Source organism: Streptomyces sp. NPDC007088 (assembly GCF_042869355.1).
Classification (GTDB): domain Bacteria; phylum Actinomycetota; class Actinomycetes; order Streptomycetales; family Streptomycetaceae; genus Streptomyces.
Genome location: NZ_JBIAFO010000014.1, coordinates 122,571 through 140,873, shown reverse-complemented (window position 1 = coordinate 140,873; position 18,303 = coordinate 122,571). Strand labels below are relative to the sequence as shown.

15 protein-coding genes are annotated in these 18,303 nt (G+C 74.1%); 12 read left to right on the top strand and 3 right to left on the bottom strand.

The genetic code is table 11. From position 1 onward, the window contains the following. The first annotated feature begins 159 nt into the window (after positions 1–159). From allB to ACFYMP_RS22565, 3 genes are all read left to right on the top strand, one after another. The gene (gene allB / locus ACFYMP_RS22575) at positions 160–1,512 is read left to right on the top strand and encodes an allantoinase AllB (RefSeq protein ID WP_388860507.1); all 1,353 of its coding nucleotides are present in this window, start codon (positions 160–162) and stop codon (positions 1,510–1,512) included. Continuing rightward, positions 1,509–2,627 carry an allantoicase gene (alc, locus tag ACFYMP_RS22570; protein WP_388860504.1) on the top strand — a complete coding sequence of 373 codons (1,119 nt, stop codon included), beginning with the start codon at positions 1,509–1,511 and terminating at the stop codon, positions 2,625–2,627. Before allB ends, alc begins: the two co-directional genes overlap by 4 nt. 231 nt (positions 2,628–2,858) lie before the next feature. Then, positions 2,859–3,281: a ribonuclease gene (locus ACFYMP_RS22565; RefSeq protein ID WP_388860501.1), complete on the top strand. Its 423-nt coding sequence runs from the start codon at positions 2,859–2,861 to the stop codon at positions 3,279–3,281. A gap of 113 nt (positions 3,282–3,394) precedes the next feature. On the opposite strand, the gene ACFYMP_RS22560 is transcribed toward ACFYMP_RS22565, so the two are convergent. The 3 genes from ACFYMP_RS22560 to ACFYMP_RS22550 all read right to left on the bottom strand — a co-directional run bounded on the left by ACFYMP_RS22560 (position 3,395) and on the right by ACFYMP_RS22550 (position 6,043). Then, complete coding sequence (locus ACFYMP_RS22560; protein ID WP_388860498.1) at positions 3,395–4,558, bottom strand: oxygenase MpaB family protein; 1,164 nt, start codon at positions 4,556–4,558, stop codon at positions 3,395–3,397. 161 nt (positions 4,559–4,719) lie between these two features. Further along, complete coding sequence (locus tag ACFYMP_RS22555) at positions 4,720–5,775, bottom strand: polyprenyl synthetase family protein (RefSeq protein ID WP_388860495.1); 1,056 nt, start codon at positions 5,773–5,775, stop codon at positions 4,720–4,722. After that, complete coding sequence (locus ACFYMP_RS22550; RefSeq protein WP_388860492.1) at positions 5,765–6,043, bottom strand: polyprenyl synthetase; 279 nt, start codon at positions 6,041–6,043, stop codon at positions 5,765–5,767. Before ACFYMP_RS22550 ends, ACFYMP_RS22555 begins: the two co-directional genes overlap by 11 nt. Positions 6,044–6,325: 282 nt before the next feature. Between ACFYMP_RS22550 and ACFYMP_RS22545 the strand changes: the two genes are divergently transcribed. The 9 genes from ACFYMP_RS22545 to ACFYMP_RS22505 all read left to right on the top strand — a co-directional run bounded on the left by ACFYMP_RS22545 (position 6,326) and on the right by ACFYMP_RS22505 (position 17,623). Further along, complete coding sequence (locus ACFYMP_RS22545; RefSeq protein ID WP_388860489.1) at positions 6,326–7,675, top strand: sensor histidine kinase; 1,350 nt, start codon at positions 6,326–6,328, stop codon at positions 7,673–7,675. Beyond that, positions 7,672–8,337 carry a response regulator gene (locus ACFYMP_RS22540; protein ID WP_388860486.1) on the top strand — a complete coding sequence of 222 codons (666 nt, stop codon included), beginning with the start codon at positions 7,672–7,674 and terminating at the stop codon, positions 8,335–8,337. Before ACFYMP_RS22545 ends, ACFYMP_RS22540 begins: the two co-directional genes overlap by 4 nt. 401 nt (positions 8,338–8,738) lie before the next feature. Further along, complete coding sequence (locus ACFYMP_RS22535) at positions 8,739–9,503, top strand: GntR family transcriptional regulator (protein WP_388860483.1); 765 nt, start codon at positions 8,739–8,741, stop codon at positions 9,501–9,503. Between the two features lie 271 nt (positions 9,504–9,774). Beyond that, positions 9,775–10,779: a sugar ABC transporter substrate-binding protein gene (locus ACFYMP_RS22530; protein WP_388860480.1), complete on the top strand. Its 1,005-nt coding sequence runs from the start codon at positions 9,775–9,777 to the stop codon at positions 10,777–10,779. After that, the gene (locus ACFYMP_RS22525; RefSeq protein ID WP_388860477.1) at positions 10,776–11,840 is read left to right on the top strand and encodes an ABC transporter permease; all 1,065 of its coding nucleotides are present in this window, start codon (positions 10,776–10,778) and stop codon (positions 11,838–11,840) included. The genes ACFYMP_RS22530 and ACFYMP_RS22525 overlap by 4 nt, the downstream gene beginning before the upstream one ends. Further along, positions 11,837–12,718 carry an ATP-binding cassette domain-containing protein gene (locus ACFYMP_RS22520; protein WP_388860474.1) on the top strand — a complete coding sequence of 294 codons (882 nt, stop codon included), beginning with the start codon at positions 11,837–11,839 and terminating at the stop codon, positions 12,716–12,718. The genes ACFYMP_RS22525 and ACFYMP_RS22520 overlap by 4 nt, the downstream gene beginning before the upstream one ends. A 116-nt stretch (positions 12,719–12,834) precedes the next feature. Further along, positions 12,835–13,971: an ROK family glucokinase gene (locus tag ACFYMP_RS22515; RefSeq protein ID WP_388860472.1), complete on the top strand. Its 1,137-nt coding sequence runs from the start codon at positions 12,835–12,837 to the stop codon at positions 13,969–13,971. Positions 13,972–14,030: 59 nt separating this feature from the next. After that, positions 14,031–14,543, top strand: a complete 513-nt coding sequence (locus ACFYMP_RS22510) for a sugar kinase (protein ID WP_388860469.1) — start codon at positions 14,031–14,033, stop codon at positions 14,541–14,543. Between the two features lie 212 nt (positions 14,544–14,755). Continuing rightward, positions 14,756–17,623 carry a DEAD/DEAH box helicase gene (locus ACFYMP_RS22505; protein ID WP_388860466.1) on the top strand — a complete coding sequence of 956 codons (2,868 nt, stop codon included), beginning with the start codon at positions 14,756–14,758 and terminating at the stop codon, positions 17,621–17,623. Positions 17,624–18,303: the final 680 nt, after the last annotated feature.

Here is an 18,303-nt window from a genome sequence, read left to right as displayed (position 1 = left end):
GAGGGATACGGCCCGCGGGCACCCCTTGACGAGCGTGCGGCGCGGGCCCAGACTCGCCGCGAAAGGTCTTCAACAGAACGTTGAATCCGCAGGGGTGGGCAGCGCCGCCGACAGGGCCCCGCGGCAGGTGTGCCGACCCGTATCGGAGGCTGAGCGACCGTGTCGCCTGAACAGGACCTCGTACTGCGCTCCACCCGCGTCTGCCTCCCCGAAGGCACCCGCCCCGCCTCCGTCCTCGTCTCCGGCGCCACGATCGCCGCCGTACGCGAGCACGCGGCCCCCCTGCCCAGCGGCGCCCGGCTCGTGGAGCTGGGGGACGACGCGCTCCTGCCCGGACTCGTCGACACCCACGTGCACGTCAACGACCCCGGCCGCACCCACTGGGAAGGGTTCTGGACGGCGACGCGCGCCGCGGCGGCCGGCGGGATCACCACCCTCGTCGACATGCCGCTCAACTCCCTGCCGCCCACGACCACCGTGGACCACCTCAAGGTCAAACGGGAGACGGCCGCGCCCAAGGCGCACGTCGACATCGGGTTCTGGGGCGGCGCCCTGCCCGGCAACACCGCCGACCTGCGGCCCCTGCACGAGGCGGGGGTCCTCGGCTTCAAGTGCTTCCTCTCGCCCTCCGGCGTCGAGGAGTTCCCCGAACTCGACAGGGCCGGACTGGACCGCGCGCTCGCCGAGATCGCCTCCTTCGGCGGACTGCTCATCGTGCACGCCGAGGACCCCCACCGGCTGGCCGGCGCCCCCCAGCGCGGCGGGGCCCGTTACGCCGACTTCCTCGCCTCCCGGCCGCGCGCCGCCGAACACGACGCGATCCGCGCCCTCCTGGAGGCGGCCGCCCGCCACCCCGGTGCCCGGGTCCACATCCTGCACCTGTCCTCCGCCGGCGCGCTGCCGCTCGTCGCCGGGGCCAGGGCGGCCGGGGCCCGCGTCACCGCCGAGACCTGCCCGCACTTCCTGACCCTGACGGCCGAGGAAGTCCCGGACGGCGCGACCGAGTTCAAATGCTGTCCGCCCATCAGGGAGGCCGCCAACCAGGACCTGCTGTGGCAGGGGCTCGCCGACGGGACGCTGGACTGCGTGGTCTCCGACCACTCGCCCTCCACCGCCGACCTCAAGACCGGCGACTTCGCGACGGCCTGGGGCGGGATCTCCTCGCTGCAACTCGGACTGCCCGCCGTGTGGACCGCCGCGAAGGCGCGCGGACTGGCCCTGGACGACGTGGTGCGCTGGATGTCCCAGGCCCCCGCGCGGCTCGCCGGGCTCGACACGAAGGGGGCCATCGCCCCCGGTGCGGACGCCGACTTCACCGTGCTCGCCCCCGAGGACACCTTCACCGTCGACCCCGCCCGCCTCCACCACCGCAACCCGGTCACCGCCTACGCGGGCCGCACCCTGAACGGAGTGGTGCGCTCCACCTGGCTCGGAGGCCGGCGCGTCCTGCACGACGGAGCCTTCACCGGCCCGCACGGCCGACTACTCGAAAGGAACACCCCCGCACCGTGACGGCGACACCCGCGACCACCTACGCCGACAACGCCCGGCCCTACACCGGCGGCGACCCCTACGCCGACTACCGCACCGCCGAACTGCCCTTCACCCGGCTCCTCGACCTCGCCGACCGCGACCTCGGCGGCAGCGTCCTCGCCGCCAACGACGAGTTCTTCGCCGAACGCGAGAACCTGCTCCTGCCGCGGCCGGCCGTCTTCGACCCCGAACGCTTCGGGCACAAGGGCAAGATCATGGACGGCTGGGAGACGCGCCGTCGGCGTGGGACGGGACCCGAAGAGCCCTGGCCCGCCGAGGAGGACCACGACTGGGCGCTGATCCGGCTCGGCACCCCCGGCGTGATCCGCGGACTGGTCGTGGACACCGCCCACTTCCGGGGCAACCACCCGCAGGCCGTGTCCGTCGAGGCGGCGGCCGTGGACGGCAGCCCCTCGCCCGAGCGGCTGCTCGCCCCCGAGGTCGACTGGACTCCCCTCCTGCCGCGCACCCCCGTCGGCGGCCACGCCGCCAACGGCTTCACCGTGGACGTGGAGCGGCGCTTCACCCACGTACGGCTCAACCAGTACCCCGACGGGGGCATCGCCCGGCTGCGGGTGCACGGCGAGGTCGTGCCCGACCCGTCCTGGCTCACCGCCCTCGGCTCCTTCGACCTCCTCGCGCTGGAGCACGGCGGCCGCGCCGAGGACGCCTCCGACCGCTTCTACTCACCGCCGGACAACACCCTGCGCCCCGGCCGCTCCCGCAAGATGGACGAGGGCTGGGAGACCCGCCGCCGTCGGGACCGTGGCCACGACTGGGTGTCGTACGCGCTCGGGACGCGCGCGCGGGTCCGGGCGGTCGAGATCGACACGGCGTGCTACAAGGGCAACGCGGCCGGCTGGGCGAGCCTCACCGTGCGCGACGGCGCCGGCGCGTGGACCGAGGTGCTGCCGCGCACCCGCCTCCAGCCCGACACCGTCCACCGCTTCGCCCTGCCCGCCCCCGTGACCGCGACCCACGCCCGCCTCGACATCCACCCCGACGGCGGCGTCTCCCGGCTGCGGCTGCACGGCGAGCCCACCGCCGACGGACTGGCCCGGCTGCGCGAGCGGTACGAGGCGCTGCGCGGCTGAGGCCACACCGCCGCATTCGAGGACCGGCGCGCCCACGCCCTGACCGTGGGCGCGCCCCCGCGCCCCCGCGTCGTACGCCTGCCGGGGGGCGCGCCCGGCTCGCGGTGGTCGCGCGCCCGGCGCCCGAAAGGCGCGCGTCGCACATCTCGTGCACCGCCTGTTCACCAACGCACGGAAATTTCACCCGGGTTGACATGGACAGCGGTCATCTACGCGCGTCATCGTTGAGGCATGCGCATTCACCCCCCACGTATCGCAGCCCTGACCGCTCTCGCCGCCACCCTGCTCCTCGGCGGCCCGGCCACCGCCGAGGCCCTCGCCCCCGCCACCGCCGCGCGTTCGCACCCGGTCCTCGTCTCCGTGGCGGCCGTCGGGGAGATCTGCTCCTCCGACCTGCCCGCCCAGGCCCACGACACCCTCGACCTGATCGCCAAGGGCGGCCCCTACCCGTACAAGCAGGACGGCACCGTCTTCCAGAACCGCGAGGCCGTCCTGCCGTCCCAGTCCACCGGTTACTACCACGAGTACACCGTCAAGACGCCCGGCTCCTCCGACCGGGGCGCCCGCCGCATCGTCACCGGCGCCAAGTCCCGGGAGGACTACTACACCGCCGACCACTACGCGAGCTTCGACCGCGTCGACTTCGGCTGCTGACTGACCCTCCCCACCCGGCGCCCCGCCCCGCGACCCCCCACAGCACCATGGCGCGGGCGGGGCGCCCCCTCGCGTGCCGCCCGCCCGGCCGGCCCCGGTCACGGGCCGACGGTTCAGGGGCCGACGGTCGCGGCCGGCGGGGTCCACCGGCGGGTGCGCGCGGCGCCGGAGGAGACGCCGTAGTCCTTCTTGAGGTCCTCGGGGATCGCGTAGTGCATGACGCGTCCCCGGGTGAGAGAGGACAGTTCGAGGACCGTGGTCAGATGGCCGAGCCGGTCCAGCGCCCAGGCGCCGAGGGGTGAGCGGTCCTCGATGGTCTCCAGTACGCCGAGCAGACGCGGTACGGCCCTGACGAGGGTGTCGAACGGTGTGCGGGGCACCTCCAGCCAGTCGGCGCAGGTGTCCCCGACGAGGTAGCGGACGAGGGCCGGGACGACGGGGTCGAGCAGGGTGCCGGGGACGACCTCCTCGTAGAGGTCGAGGAGCTGCCGGGTCAGGTGAGCGCCCTCGGGGGAGGGCCCCATGTGCCGGATCATGTACAGGTCGAGGAAACTCCGGGCCTCCTCCAGGGTCCGGGGGACGGCCTCCTGATCGACGCCGAGCATCGCGCCCACCACGCGCCACGCGTAGTAGTAGGACTCCGCTCCCTCCGTGGACATGTGGATGCCGAGCCGGTGCAGGCTGTCCAGGACGAGCATCGAGAAGAACATCTGCCCGCCGATCATGTCCTCCTGACAGATCGGCACCCCGAGCGCCCCGGCGTCCCAGCGGTTCTCGCGCCGCAGGTGATGGCGGATCGAGGCGTGCAGCAGACGCACCTTCTGCGCCGCGGGGATGAAGCGGCTGCCGGCCTCGAAGGCGTCGGGCTGCATCAGGTAGACGGTGAACTGCCCGGTCTCCGCCATCCGCTTGGACGGGTACTTCAGGCCGTGCGTCGCCGACAGCAGTCTCGCCACGTGCGGCACGACGTAGCACGCGGGCATGGACGCGAAGGACAGCGCCGTGGAGATGTGCACGTTGTTGTCGACGAAGAACAGCCGGGCCTTCTCCATCTCCGTCCAGTCCACCCAGGACGGCGGGGCGCTCGTGGCGTGCAGGTACTCCCGGGCCACCTCGGGCAGCCCGTCCGGGAGCGGGGCCCCGGCAGTGGACACGTAGCGCATCAAGGTGTTGAACGTCCCGACCTCCCCGCGTTCGAAGAGGGTGGCGACCGTGGCGTCGGCGAGTTCGTCGCCGGCCTGTCGCAGGGCGTCCATCGAGGACTCGGTGTACGTCATGGCGGCACTCCTGTGGTTGGTGGGCGCCTTCCGGGACCCGGTCAGGGACGCGGGAGGCCGCCGGGGACGCGGGGTTCTCGTCGGGAACGCTGAGGGAGCGAGGACTCACCGGGAACGCCGAGCGGGCGAGGACTCACCGGGAACGCCGGGCGGGCGAGGACTCACGAACGGCGGACCGCCGCCGAGGACGCCAGCGCGGTGAGCGCGGCGGCGGCCGGCGCGGGCAGGCGCAGTTCGTCCAGCGCGCGCAGCGCCTCCGCGACCCGGTCGGCGATCATGTCCTCGACCCGTTCGGGCGCCTTCACCCGGCGCATCACCTCGCGTACGGCCGCGAGGTGGTCCCCGTCCGGATCGCGGCGCCCCAGAAGGGAGTCCAGCCGCGCGCGCTCGGACTCCCCGGCGAGCCGCCAGGTCTCCGCGAGCAGGGCCGTGGGGCGACGGCCGCGAAGGTCGTCGCCGTCGGCCTTCCCGGTCAGCTCGCGGTCCCCGAACAGGCCGAGCAGGTCGTCCCGGAGCTGGAACGCCTCGCCCAGCGGCAGCCCGTACGCGGTGAAGCCCTCGCACGCGCGCCGGTCGGCCCCGCCCAGGACGGCGCCGATCAGCAGGGGCTGCTCGACGGTGTACTTGGCGGTCTTGTAGCGGACGACCTTCAGTGAGGCCGCCGTGTCCGGGGCGGCGCCGGTGTGCAGGATCTCCAGGCACTCGCCCGCGATCAGCTCCCGGGCCAGCGCCGCCCACAGCGGCCGGGCCCGGCCCAGATAGGCGGCCGGCAGACCGCTGGAGACGAACAACTGCCCGGCCAGCGACATCAGCAGGTCCCCGGCCAGCATCGCCAGGGCGCGGGCCGCCACCGCGGGCTGCGGATGGTGGGTGACGGCGCCGCGCAGGGCCACGTGCGCGGTCGGCCGCCCGTGCCGCAGCGCGCTGTCGTCGATCAGGTCGTCGTGCACGACCGCGGCGGCGTGCACCAGTTCCATCGAGGCCGCCGCTCGCAGCAGCGCCGCGCTGTCCGGCTGCCCCACCGCCCGCCAGCCCCAGTAGCAGAAGGCCGCGCGCAGCCGCTTCCCGGAGGCCGCCGCCTCCTCCACCTGATCCGCGACCGGCCCCAGGGCGGGATCGACCAGCGTCAACAAGCCGGCCTCCTCGGCGACGAAGCGCTGGAGCACCTCGTCGACGCGCGCCTTGAAGGCGACCGGCTCCCACCGCTCAGACGTCATCGGCGGCCCTCCGGGCCAGCGCGTGGCGGGCCAGCGTCTCCAGATGCGCGGGCGGCGCGCTCGCGTACCGGTCCAGGGCCAGGCGGCCGCGCGCCGTCAGGTCCCGTTCGGCCTCCGCCGCCAGCTCGGCGGCGTCCGAGCGCCGCAGCAGGCCCCGCACGGCACCGAACGCGGAGCTGACACCGCTCACCGCCAGATCCGCGAGCCCCGCGGCCAGCAGCACCGCCTGACCGTCCAGCCCGCCCCGGGCTTCCGTGTCCCCGGCCATACCGTCCCCCATCCGCCGTGCGTCGAGAGCGGCACCCTGCCTGGTCCGCTGCGCCCAGGCTCGGGCCGCGCGCGACCCGGCGGACCCCGAACTCACCAACGAGTGACCGCTCGCCACGGCGTACGAACCCGGCTCCTCCCGGTCGCTGCCCGCCCGGTGCGCGGAAGGCGGGGCGGGCGGGCGTCCCGAGGAGTCCTCTTAAGTAGCCTCCGCGCCGACTTTCGTATCCGCTCCCGTCGCACGAGGGGAGCGGGCACCGGGGAGTGCGTAGATTTGTCGACCATGGCTGCTACGACCTCCCGGACCGGTGCCGCGCCCGAACGCGGGTGGACGGCGCGCCTTCGGCGTCCGGTGCGGCGTCGCCCGCGACCCGACGGGGCCGGAGAGGGCCGGGGCGCGGGGCGGGGCCGCTCCGAGTACCCGTGGCTGCTGCCCTCCGCCGTCGTCGGCCCGGACCCGGGGGAGGGGGCGGCAGGGTCCGGCGGGCCGCCCCGCCGGACCCCCAGGGACTGGTTCGTCGACGCCCTGTGCTTTCTGTTCGCGCTCCTGCTCGGCTTCCTGGGCCTCGACACCCTGACCCGCGATCCGCACCTCTCCGACCTCGCCCTCGGGGCCGACGTCGTGATCGGCGCCCTGTCCTGCTGCGCCGTGTGGCTGCGCAGGCGGTGGCCCCTCGGCCTCGCGATCGCGATGCTCGGAGCCGGACTGTTCTCCGAGACCGCCGGTGGCGCGGTCGTCGTGAGCCTCTTCACGCTCACCGTGCACCGCCCCTTCCGGTACATCGCCTGGGTCGGCGGCCTGACCCTGCTGCTCACCGTGCCCCACTACTACGTCCGGCCCGACCCGGACCTGTCCCTGCGGGCCGCGGCCCTGTTCGTCTGCCTCGTCTACGTCACCGTCATCGGCTGGGGCATGTTCGTGCGGGCCCGCCGTCAGCTCGTCCTGTCGCTGCGCGAGCGGGCCCGGCGGGCGGAGGCCGAGGCGGCGCTGCGCGCCGAACGAGCGCAGCGCCTCGCCCGCGAGGACATCGCGCGCGAGATGCACGACGTCCTCGCCCACCGGCTGAGTCTGCTGAGCGTGCACGCCGGGGCGCTGGAGTTCCGCCCCGACGCCCCGCAGGCCGAGGTGCAGCGCGCGGCCGGTGTCATCCGGGACAGCGCGCACGAGGCGCTCCAGGACCTGCGGCAGATCATCGGGGTGCTGCGCACCGGCGAGGAGCCCGGGGCGGAGGGCAGACCGCAGCCCACGTTCGCGGCCCTCGCCCGGCTGGCCGAGGAGAGCCGGACGGCGGGTGCGCGGGTGGTCCTCGACGTCGCGGTCACCGATCCGGAGACCGTGCCCGCGGCGCTCGGGCGCAACGTCTACCGCATCGCGCAGGAAGGGCTGACCAACGCGCGCAAGCACGCCCCCGGCGCCGAGGTCACCGTCCGCGTGCACGGCGGCCCGGAGGAGGGCCTGTCGGTGGAGATCACCCACCCCGCGCCGCCCGGACGGGTGCGGCCGGTGCCCGGTTCCGGGCAGGGGCTCATCGGCCTGCGCGAACGTGCCGCGCTGGCCGGCGGCCGGACCGGCCACGGACCCCTGCCCGGGGGCGGCTTCCGGCTCTCGGCCTGGCTACCGTGGGCGCCATGACCCCTCTCAGGCTGCTCATCGTCGACGACGACCCGCTCGTCCGGTCCGGGCTGCGGCTCATGCTGGGCGGCGCCGAGGACCTCCAGATCGTCGGCGAGGCGGCGGACGGGAACGAGGTCCCCGAACTCGTCGGCCGCCTCGGCCCCGACGTCGTCCTCATGGACCTGCGCATGCCCGACGTGGACGGGCTGACCGCCACCGAACGGCTGCGCGCCGAGCCGGACGCCCCCGAGGTCCTCGTCCTGACGACCTTCCACGCCGACGAACAGGTCGTACGCGCCCTGCGCGCGGGCGCCGCCGGATTCGTCCTCAAGGACACCCCGCCCGCGCGGATCGCCGAGGCCGTCCGCAAGGTCGCCGCGGGGGAGCCCTTCCTCTCACCCGTCGTGACCCGGCAGCTCATCGGCCAGGTCGCGGCGGGCCCCGCCCCGCACGCGCGCCGCGCACAGGCCCGCGCCCGGCTCGCCTCGCTCGGCGAACGGGAACGCGAGGTGGCCCTCGCGGTGGGCCGGGGCAGCTCGAACGCGGAGATCGCCGGCGAGCTGTACATGAGCGTCGCGACCGTCAAGACCCACGTCTCGCGCGTGCTCGCCAAACTCGGCCTCAACAACCGCGTCCAGATCGCCCTGCTGACGTACGACGCCGACCTGCCGGAGCGGTGAGCGCGGGAGCCCGGCGCGGGGCCGAGCGCGCCGACTGCGCGCGGGCACTGACGACCGGCCCGGGAGCGCGGAGCAGGAGGCCCGGCGCGTGTGGCCGAAGGAGGCGTGACCACCCCGCCGTACGTCCTGACAGGCGAGACCACCTGCCGTGCGTCCGGGCAGGCGGGGCGCTCCGCCCTGCGTCCGGACAGGGCGGGGCCGGTCGCCGTACGTCCGGACAGGGCGGGGCCGGTCGCCGTACGTCCGGACAGGGCAGGACCGATCGCCGTACGCCCGGACAGAGCGAGACCATCCGTCGCATGTCCGTACAAGTCGCATGTCCGGACAATCTGACTTCCGTACTTCCCGTCACGACCCCGCCGCACTACCCTCGCCCCCGTGTCCGAACCAGTGGGGGACCCATGGCCAGACCAGTGAGGCAGCCGGGCGGGCCGCTCGCTCTCGGCGTGGACCGCTCCAGCCCGGTACCGCTCTACTACCAGCTCGCGCGGCAGCTGGAGGCGGCCATCGAGGACGGCCGCCTGACCCCCGGGAGCCTCCTCGGCAACGAGATCGAACTGGCCGCCCGGCTCGGCCTGTCCCGGCCCACGGTGCGCCAGGGCATCCAGACCCTCGTCGAGAAGGGCCTCCTGGTCCGCCGCCGGGGCGTCGGCACCCAGGTCGTGCACAGCAGGGTCCGGCGCCCCATGGAACTCAGCAGCCTCTACGACGACCTGGAGTCCGCCGGTCAGCGGCCCGCGACCTGCGTCCTGTCGGTCACCACGGGCCCCGCCGACGCCGAGACCGCCGCCGCCCTCGCCGTACCCGAGGGCAGCGAGGTCCAGCTCGTGGACCGGCTGCGGCTCGCGCACGGCGAACCCCTGGCCCGGATGCGCAACGCGCTGCCCCCCGGACTGCTCGACCTGGAGGCCGAGCGGCTCGCCGCGACCGGGCTCTACCGGCTCATGCGGGCCGCCGGGATCACCCTGCACAGCGCCCGCCAGTCCGTCGGCGCGACCGTCGCCGCCCCCGAGGAGGCCCGGGAGCTGGACGAGCGGCCCGGTGCGGCGTTGCTCACCATGCGCAGGATCACGTACGACGACACAGGGCGCCCGGTCGAGTACGGAGCGCACACCTACCGGGCCGGCCGCTACTCCTTCGACTTCCGGCTCCTGGTCAGCCACTGAGCCCGCCCGCCCGCCGGGTACGGGCTTCTCGGGCCCCCACGGGCGCGAGGCCCTGCCCCGGGCGGGCGCCTCGTGCCGATTGACGCGGGCCACCGCGCCCCGCTACAACTCGGCGGGGCCGCCGGGGCGGCCCGGGACCCGCCGCGCACGCCCTTTTGGCGCGTGCACGATACTTGGTCGGTCGGGGCGGCCCGCGCCGCCCGCAGCCAGGACGGTAATCCCGGCCTCGCTCCATCCGCACATACGGCAAGACGAAGAAGGGCATGTCCTCGTGGCACGGTTTCGGACCTGGGTGAGCGTCGCGGTCGCAGCGGCGCTCGGACTCTCCCTCGCGGGTTGCAGCAGCACCGGCGGCAAGCGCGCGGAGGACGCCCGCAAGGCCGCGGCCGCGGGCGGCAGGGCGGCGGTGGACACCCCGCGCTGGACCTTCGCCATGATCACCCACTCCGGCGACGGCGACACCTTCTGGGACATCGTCCAGAACGGGGCCAAGCAGGCCGCGCTCAAGGACAACATCAAGTTCCTGTACTCGCACAACGACCAGGGCCAGCAGCAGGCCCAGCTCGTCGACGCCGCCGTCGACAAGAAGGTCGACGGCATCATCGTCACCCTCGCCAAGCCCGGCGCGATGAAGGCGGCCGTGGCCCGCGCCGAGAAGGCCGGCATCCCCGTCATCACCGTGAACTCGGGCTCCGAGGACTCCAAGAAGTTCGGCGCCCTCACCCACATCGGCCAGGACGAGACCATCGCCGGCGAGGCGGTCGGCGAGGAGCTGAACAAGCGCGGCAGGAAGCGGGCGCTGTGCGTCCTGCACGAGCAGGGCAACGTCGGCCACGAGCAGCGCTGCGCCGGAGCGAAGAAGACCTTCGACGGCACGATGGAGAACATCTACGTCACCGGCACCAACATGCCCGACGTCCAGGCGTCCCTGGAGGCCAAGCTCCAGTCCGAGAAGAACATCGACGCCGTCGTGACCCTCGGCGCCCCCTTCGCCGACGCCGCCGTCCAGGCCAAGGACGGCGCGGGCAGCAAGGCCGAGGTCGACACCTTCGACCTCAACGCCAAGGTGGCCGCCTCCCTCAAGGCCAAGAAGCTCGGCTTCGCCGTCGACCAGCAGCCCTGGCTCCAGGGCTACCAGGCCGTGGACCTGCTGTGGCTCTACCGCTACAACGCCGACGTGCTCGGCGGCGGCAGGCCCGTGCTGACCGGACCGCAGATCATCACGCAGGCCGACGCCCCCGCGCTGGAGGAGTACACGAAGCGGGAGACCCGATGACCGCCACCGCCCCCGCGCCCACCCCGCACAGCGAACCACCCCGGGGCGACGAGCGCGTGCTGCGCACCTCCACGCTGCGCAAGCTGCTGCGTCGCCCGGAGCTCGGCTCGGTCGTCGGCGCCGTCGCCGTCTTCGTCTTCTTCTCGGTCTTCGCCGACAGTTTCCTGCGCACCACCAGCCTGGCGACCGTGCTGTACGCGGCCTCCACCATCGGCATCATGGCGGTGCCGGTCGCGCTGCTCATGATCGGCGGCGAGTTCGACCTGTCGGCCGGTGTCATGGTCACCACCTCGGCGCTCGTCTCCTCGATGTTCAGCTACCAGATGACCGCCAACGTCTGGGTCGGCGTCGGGGTGTCGCTGCTGGTCACGCTCGCCATCGGCTTCTTCAACGGCTACCTGCGCAGCCGGACGAAACTGCCGAGCTTCATCATCACGCTCGGCACCTTCCTGATGCTGACCGGCCTCAACCTCGGCCTCACCAAGCTCATCAGCGGCGGCGTCTCGACCAAGACCATCGCCGACATGGAGGGCTTCTCCTCCGCCCGCTCCCTGTTCGCCTCGACCCTCACGATCGGCGGGGTCGACTTCAAGGTCACCATCCTGTGGTGGATCGCCCTCGTCGCCGTGGGCACCTGGATTCTGCTGCGCACCCGCGCGGGGAACTGGGTCTTCGCGATCGGCGGCGACGAGGACGCGGCGCGCGCGGTCGGCGTGCCCGTCACCCGGACCCGTATCGCCCTGTACCTCGGCATCTCCTTCGGCGCCTGGATCGTCGGCCAGCACCTGCTGTTCTCCTTCGACGCCGTCCAGTCCGGCGAGGGCGTCGGCAACGAGTTCATCTACATCATCGCGGCCGTCATCGGCGGCTGCCTGATCACCGGCGGCTACGGCTCGGCGATCGGCTCCGCGATCGGCGCCCTCATCTTCGGCATGACCAGCAAGGGCATCGTCTACGCCGAGTGGAACCCGGACTGGTACAAGTTCTTCCTCGGAGCGATGCTGCTCCTCGCCGCCCTGCTCAACGCGTGGGTGCGCAAGCGTGCGGAGGCCACCTCATGACGACGAACGACAAGAACCCCGCGGCGGGCGAGCCCACCGGGGAGGCGGCGGCCCTCCAGGAGAGCGCGCCGCCGCTGGTCGAGCTGGACGACGTCAGTAAGTACTACGGCAACGTGCGCGCCCTCGAAGGGGTCTCCCTGGAGGTGCGCGCGGGCGAGATCAGCTGCGTGCTCGGCGACAACGGCGCCGGCAAGTCCACCCTCATCAAGATCATCTCCGGTCTGCACCAGCACGACGCCGGCGCCTTCCGCTTCAACGGGGAGGACACCCGGCTGTCCTCGCCGCGCCAGTCGCTCGACCTCGGTATCGCCACCGTCTACCAGGACCTCTCCGTGGTCCCGCTCATGCCGGTGTGGCGCAACTTCTTCCTCGGCTCGGAGCCCGTCACCGGCGTGTGGCCGCTCAAGCGCATGGACGTGAAGTTCATGCGCGAGACGACCCGCACCGAGATGCTCCGCATGGGCATCGACCTGCGCGACGTCGACCAGCCCATCGGCACCCTCTCCGGGGGCGAACGCCAGTGCGTGGCCATCGCCCGCGCCGTCTACTTCGGCGCGAAGGTCCTCGTCCTCGACGAGCCCACCGCCGCGCTCGGCGTCAAGCAGTCCGGCGTCGTCCTCAAGTACGTGGCCGCCGCCCGCGACGCGGGCCTCGGCGTCGTCCTCATCACGCACAACCCGCACCACGCCTACCTCGTGGGGGACCGTTTCGTGCTCCTCAAGCGCGGCACCATGGCGGGCAGCCACCGCAGGGACGAGATCACGCTCGACGAACTCACCCGGCAGATGGCGGGCGGTTCCGAGCTGGAGGAGCTGAGCCACGAACTGGAGCGCACCCCCGCGCCCCAGCTCGGCGGACCCGGCACGCCGAGGGTCTGAGTACCCCGCACGGCTGAGTCCGGCGACGCGACGGGCAATGGCACAATCGAGGGCCGGTGGGCACCGTCCGCCGCCGGCCCGCCGGCCGACCACCCCCGAGATCCAGCAGGGACCCGATGAGCACGTATCGCGGCTCCGCCCGCGCCACCGTCCTGCGCACGCGCACCGTCGGGACCCGTGAGCGGCGCTCCCACCTGAGCGCTCCCCGCGTCCCGACGGTCGGTATCGACATCGGCGGTACGAAGGTGATGGCCGGCGTCGTGGACGCGGACGGCCAGATCCTGGAGACGCTCCGCACCGAGACGCCCGACAAGTCGAAGAGCCCCAAGGTCGTCGAGGACACCATCACCGAACTGGTCCTCGACCTCTCCGACCGGCACGACGTGCACGCGGTCGGCATCGGCGCGGCCGGCTGGGTCGACGCCGAACGCAACCGGGTGCTGTTCGCCCCCCACCTCGCCTGGCGCAACGAGCCGCTCCGCGACCGCCTCTCGGGCCGTCTCGCCGTCCCCGTCATGGTCGACAACGACGCCAACACCGCGGCCTGGGCCGAGTGGCGCTTCGGCGCCGGACGCGGCGAGGACCATCTGGTGATGATCACCCTGGGCACCGGGATCGGCGGCGCGATCCTGGAGGAGGGCCGGGTCAAACGCGGCAAGTTCGGGGTGGCCGGCGAGTTCGGCCACATGCAGGTCGTCCCCGGCGGGCACCGCTGCCCGTGCGGCAACCGGGGCTGCTGGGAGCAGTACAGCTCGGGCAACGCCCTGGTGCGCGAGGCCCGCGAGCTGGCCGCCGCCGACTCCCCGGTGGCCCACGGCATCATCGACCGGGTCGGCGGCCACGTCGGCGACATCACCGGCCCCCTCATCACCGAACTGGCCCGCTCCGGCGACGCGATGTGCGTCGAACTCCTCCAGGACATCGGCCAGTGGCTCGGCGTCGGCATCGCCAACCTGGCCGCTGCCCTCGACCCCTCGTGCTTCGTCATCGGCGGCGGGGTCAGCGCGGCCGACGACCTCCTCATCGGCCCCGCCAGGGACGCCTTCCGCCGCCACCTCACCGGACGCGGCTACCGCCCCGAGGCCCGCATCGCGAAGGCGCAGCTCGGCCCGGAGGCCGGCATGGTCGGCGCCGCCGACCTCGCCCGGCTGGTCGCCCGCCGCTTCCGGCGCGCCAACCGCCGCCGGGTCGAGCGCTACGAGCGCTACACCCAGGCGGACGACCGCACCGGCACGACCCGGGGACTCACGTGAGCGTCCCCCAGCAACCGGGCCCACCCCACGGGGAAAGGGCGCCCGAGACCCGCTCCGGGATGATCCGGCGCCGCTCCCTGACCCTGCTCATCATCGTGCTGCTCATCGGGGTGCCGGCCGGCTACCTGCTGATCTCCGCCGCGCAGAGCCGCGACAGCGGGCGCGACAAGGAGGACAAGTACTCGGCCACCGGGCTCACCGCGGGCTGGCCCTCCAAGGTGCAGCGGCGCATCTACGAGGTGGACATCCCGAAGGGCGGGGTGTCGTCCTTCGTCGCGTACTACGAGACCAACAACTGGCGCGCCAGCCGGCTCTACGTCCAGTTCCGCACGACCGACAAGGGGCTCAGGAAGTTCCTGCACACCCTCGACCGCTCCAAGAGCGATCTGCGGCCGGGCGTCACGATCAAGAAGCGCGACCGGGACATCACCGGGTGGAGCTTCGACAAGGGCGTGAAATGGACCGGGCTGGTCCACCACCAGGACGACCCGAGACCCACCCAGGACGTCACGGTGGACCGCACCGACAAGAAGTACCCCATCGTGTACGTGGTGTCCGACACGACCCCCTAGCCGGGCCGGAGCGGCCCGGGGGCGGGCGGCCCGGACACGGGCCGACCGGATTGTCCGAGCCCGCCCGTAGAGTCGGGAGCGACAGTCCGGCCCTGTGACCAGGGGCGGGCCGGGCACGGTGGCCCGCCAGGGCGCCTCCCCGCACGGGGAGCGCGGCCGCGTGGACGGCGGGTACGGGACTAGCGGTCGGACGGGACCGGGCGGAGGTGGCGATGAGCACGGCGCGCGACGCAAGCGTTCCCGCACGCCCCCAGGCCGCCGCGCACCTGTCGCGGGCCGCCGCCGTCTTCCTCCCCGCCCCCTTGCGCCGTGAGAGCCGCCTCGCCCTCTGGGACCCGTCCGGGGCCGCCCCGCCCGCCACCGGGGAAGGCCGGGAGAGCACCCTCGTCGTCGTGCGCGCGGGGGAGGACGGACAGCCCCGCACCGAAGAGGTCCCGGTCCTGCTGCTCGGTATGGAGCAGGCCCTCCCGGTGCTCGTCGCCGCGACCTCCACCGCCTCCGCGCACCCCGCGACCGCCTGCTGGGGCGCCGCCGCCCTGCACGCCCTGCGCCTCGTGGCCCGGGGCCGGCTCGTCCCCGGGCTCGCCCCCGGCGATCTCGACACCTGGCGGGCCGGACCGCTTGACGCCCAGGACACCGCCCACCTGCGGGCGCTCGCCGCCGCTCTTCCCGCCGAAGGCTTCGCCCACCCCCTGCCGGGCCCCGGCGCCCCGCGCCTGCCCGCTCCCGAGCCGCTGGTGCGGGCCTTCTTCGACGCGGTCGCCGACACCCTGCCGCGCACCCCGGCCGCCCCGCACGCCGCGGGCGCCCCCTTCGCCGCCCGCGAACCGGTCCGGCTGCCCGGCGCCCGCGACTGGGCGGCCGAGGCGGCGGCCGGCACCGACAGCGGGGTCCGCGTGTCGCTGCGGCTCGACCTCGCCGCAGAAACCCTCTTCGACGCCTCCGAGGACGCCGCCGAACGGCCCGGAGGCGCCGCGATCGTCCAGGTCCACAGCCTCGCCGACCCCACCCTGGTGACCGACGCGAGCACGCTGTGGACCGGCGAGGGGGACGGCGGTACGGGGTTCGGCCCGCGCGCCCGCGTCGACGCCGCCCTCGCCCTGCGCCGCGCCGCGCGGGTCTGGCCCCCGCTGGCCCGCCTCGCCGACCTCGACGTCCCCGGCGTGCTCGCCCTCAGCGAGGAGGAACTGCACGACCTGCTGGGTCGCGCCGCCGCCCGGCTCGACGCGGCGGGCGTCGCCGTGCACTGGCCCCGCGACCTCGCCCAGGACCTCACGGCGACCGCCGTCGTCCGCCCCGCCCCCGGCTCCGCGACCGACGGCACCGGCTTCCTGGAGACGGAGGCGCTGCTCCGGTTCCGCTGGCAGATCGCGCTGCGCGGCGAGGAGCTGACCGAGGCCGAGATGGACCAGCTCGCCGAGGCCCACCGCCCCGTGGTCCGGCTGCGCGACCAGTGGGTGGTGGTCGATCCCGAGCTGGTGCGCCGGGCCCGTAAACGCGAACTGGGCCTGCTCGACCCCCTCGACGCGCTCACCGTCGCCCTCACCGGCACCGCCGAGGTGGACGGCGAGACGGTCGACGCCGTCCCCACCGGCAGCCTCGCCACCCTGCGCGACCGGCTCACCGCAGGACTGCGCCCCGCCGAGCCGCCCCCCGGCCTCCACGCGACCCTGCGCGACTACCAGGCGCGCGGCCTGGCCTGGCTCGAACTCATGACCTCGCTGGGCCTGGGCGGGGTCCTCGCCGACGACATGGGCCTCGGCAAGACCGTCACCGTCATCGCCCTGCACCTGAGCAGGTCCCGGCTGCCCGGTGAACGTCCGACGCTCGTGGTGTGCCCCGCCTCCCTGCTCGGCAACTGGCAGCGCGAGATCAACCGCTTCGCGCCCGGCGTCCCGGTGCGCCGCTTCCACGGCGGCGAACGTAACCTCGACCTGCTCGGCGGGGGCTTCGTCCTCACGACCTACGGCACCCTGCGCAGCTCCGCCGCCCGTCTCGCCGCGCGGGACTGGGACTTGGTCGTGGCCGACGAGGCCCAGCACGTCAAGAACCCGCGGTCGGCCACGGCCCAGGCGCTGCGCACCCTGCCGGCCGCCGCCCGGATCGCGGTCACCGGCACCCCCGTCGAGAACAACCTGTCGGAGCTGTGGGCGCTGCTCGACTGGACCACCCCCGGGCTGCTGGGCCCGCTCACCACCTTCCGCGCCCGGCACGCCCGCGCCGTGGAGAACGGCGAACACCTGGAGAACCCGGAGGCCGCGGAACGCCTCGCCCGTCTGATCCGCCCGTTCCTGCTGCGCCGCCGCAAGTCCGACCCCGGCATCGTCCCCGAACTGCCGCCCAAGACCGAGACCGACCGCCCCGTCCCGCTCACCCGGGAACAGGCCGCGCTGTACGAGGCCGTGGTCCGCGAGTCGATGGCGGCCATCGAGGCGGCCGAGGGCATGAGCCGCCGTGGCCTCGTCCTCAAGCTCCTGACCTCGCTCAAACAGATCTGCAACCATCCCGCGCAGTACCTGAAGGAGGGCCCCGGCGCCCGGCTCGCCGGCCGCTCCGGAAAACTCGCCCTGCTCGACGAGCTCCTCGACACGATCCTCGCGGAGGACGGTTCCGCGCTCGTGTTCACCCAGTACGTGAGCATGGCGGGACTGCTGTCCGAGCACCTGTCGCGCCGGGCGCTGCCCGCCGAACTCCTGCACGGCGGTACGCCTGTGGCAGAACGCGACCGGCTGGTGGACCGGTTCCAGGCGGGCCGCACCCCTGTTCTCGTCCTGTCGCTCAAGGCGGCCGGTACCGGGCTGAACCTGACCCGCGCCGGGCACGTCGTGCACTTCGACCGCTGGTGGAACCCGGCCGTCGAGGACCAGGCCACCGACCGCGCGTACCGCATCGGCCAGACCCAGCCCGTCCAGGTCCACCGGCTCATCACCGAGGGCACCGTCGAGGACCGCATCGCGGCGATGCTCGCCGACAAGCAGGCGCTCGCCGACGCGGTGCTCGGCGGAGGCGGCGAGTCCTCCCTGACCGAACTCACCGACCGGGACCTGGCCGACCTCGTGTCACTGAGGAGACAGCCGTGACAGCCGACGACGCGCACGCGTTTCCACGGCGCTCCGAGGCCCCGGGCGCCGCCGGGGCAGGCGACGAGAAGGCACCCGCCGGGACGGACGACGCGAGGCGGCCTTCCGGCCAGGCCGACGACGCGGCACCGGCTGACCGCGCGTCCGCTGACCGCGCGTCCGCTGACCGTGCGCCCGAAGCCGAAGCCGAAGCCGAAGCCGAAGCCGAAGCCGAAGCCGAAGCCGGACTCGGCTCGCGACTCGAAACCGGATCGGAGCACGAACCCGGGCCCGAGCCCGAAACGGAACCCGGGGCCGAGCGCGAAACAGAGTTCGGGCCCGAGCCCGAGCCCGGTGCCGGGGGCTCGACCGGCGGGCCCTCGCCCGCCGAGCGGGCCCGCGCCGCGATCCGTCGCACCCCCCGCCGTGCCGCCTCCGGGCGTCCCACGGGTCCGGCCGCGCGTGCCCGAGCCTCGGCCGGGGCGCGCCACCGCACCGCCCCTGCCGGTTCGCCGGAAGACGCGTCCGAGAACCCGGCGGACCGGGTACGCGCGCAGATCAGAGCACTCGGAACCGGTGGGCCCGCCCCCGCGCCCTCCGCACCGGCAGCCACCGCCCCCGGCCCCGGCGAGGAGCCTGGGCCGCGCCCCGGCGACGCGGCCCGCGCGGCCCTGCGCGCGAGCATCGCGCGAAACAGCGGG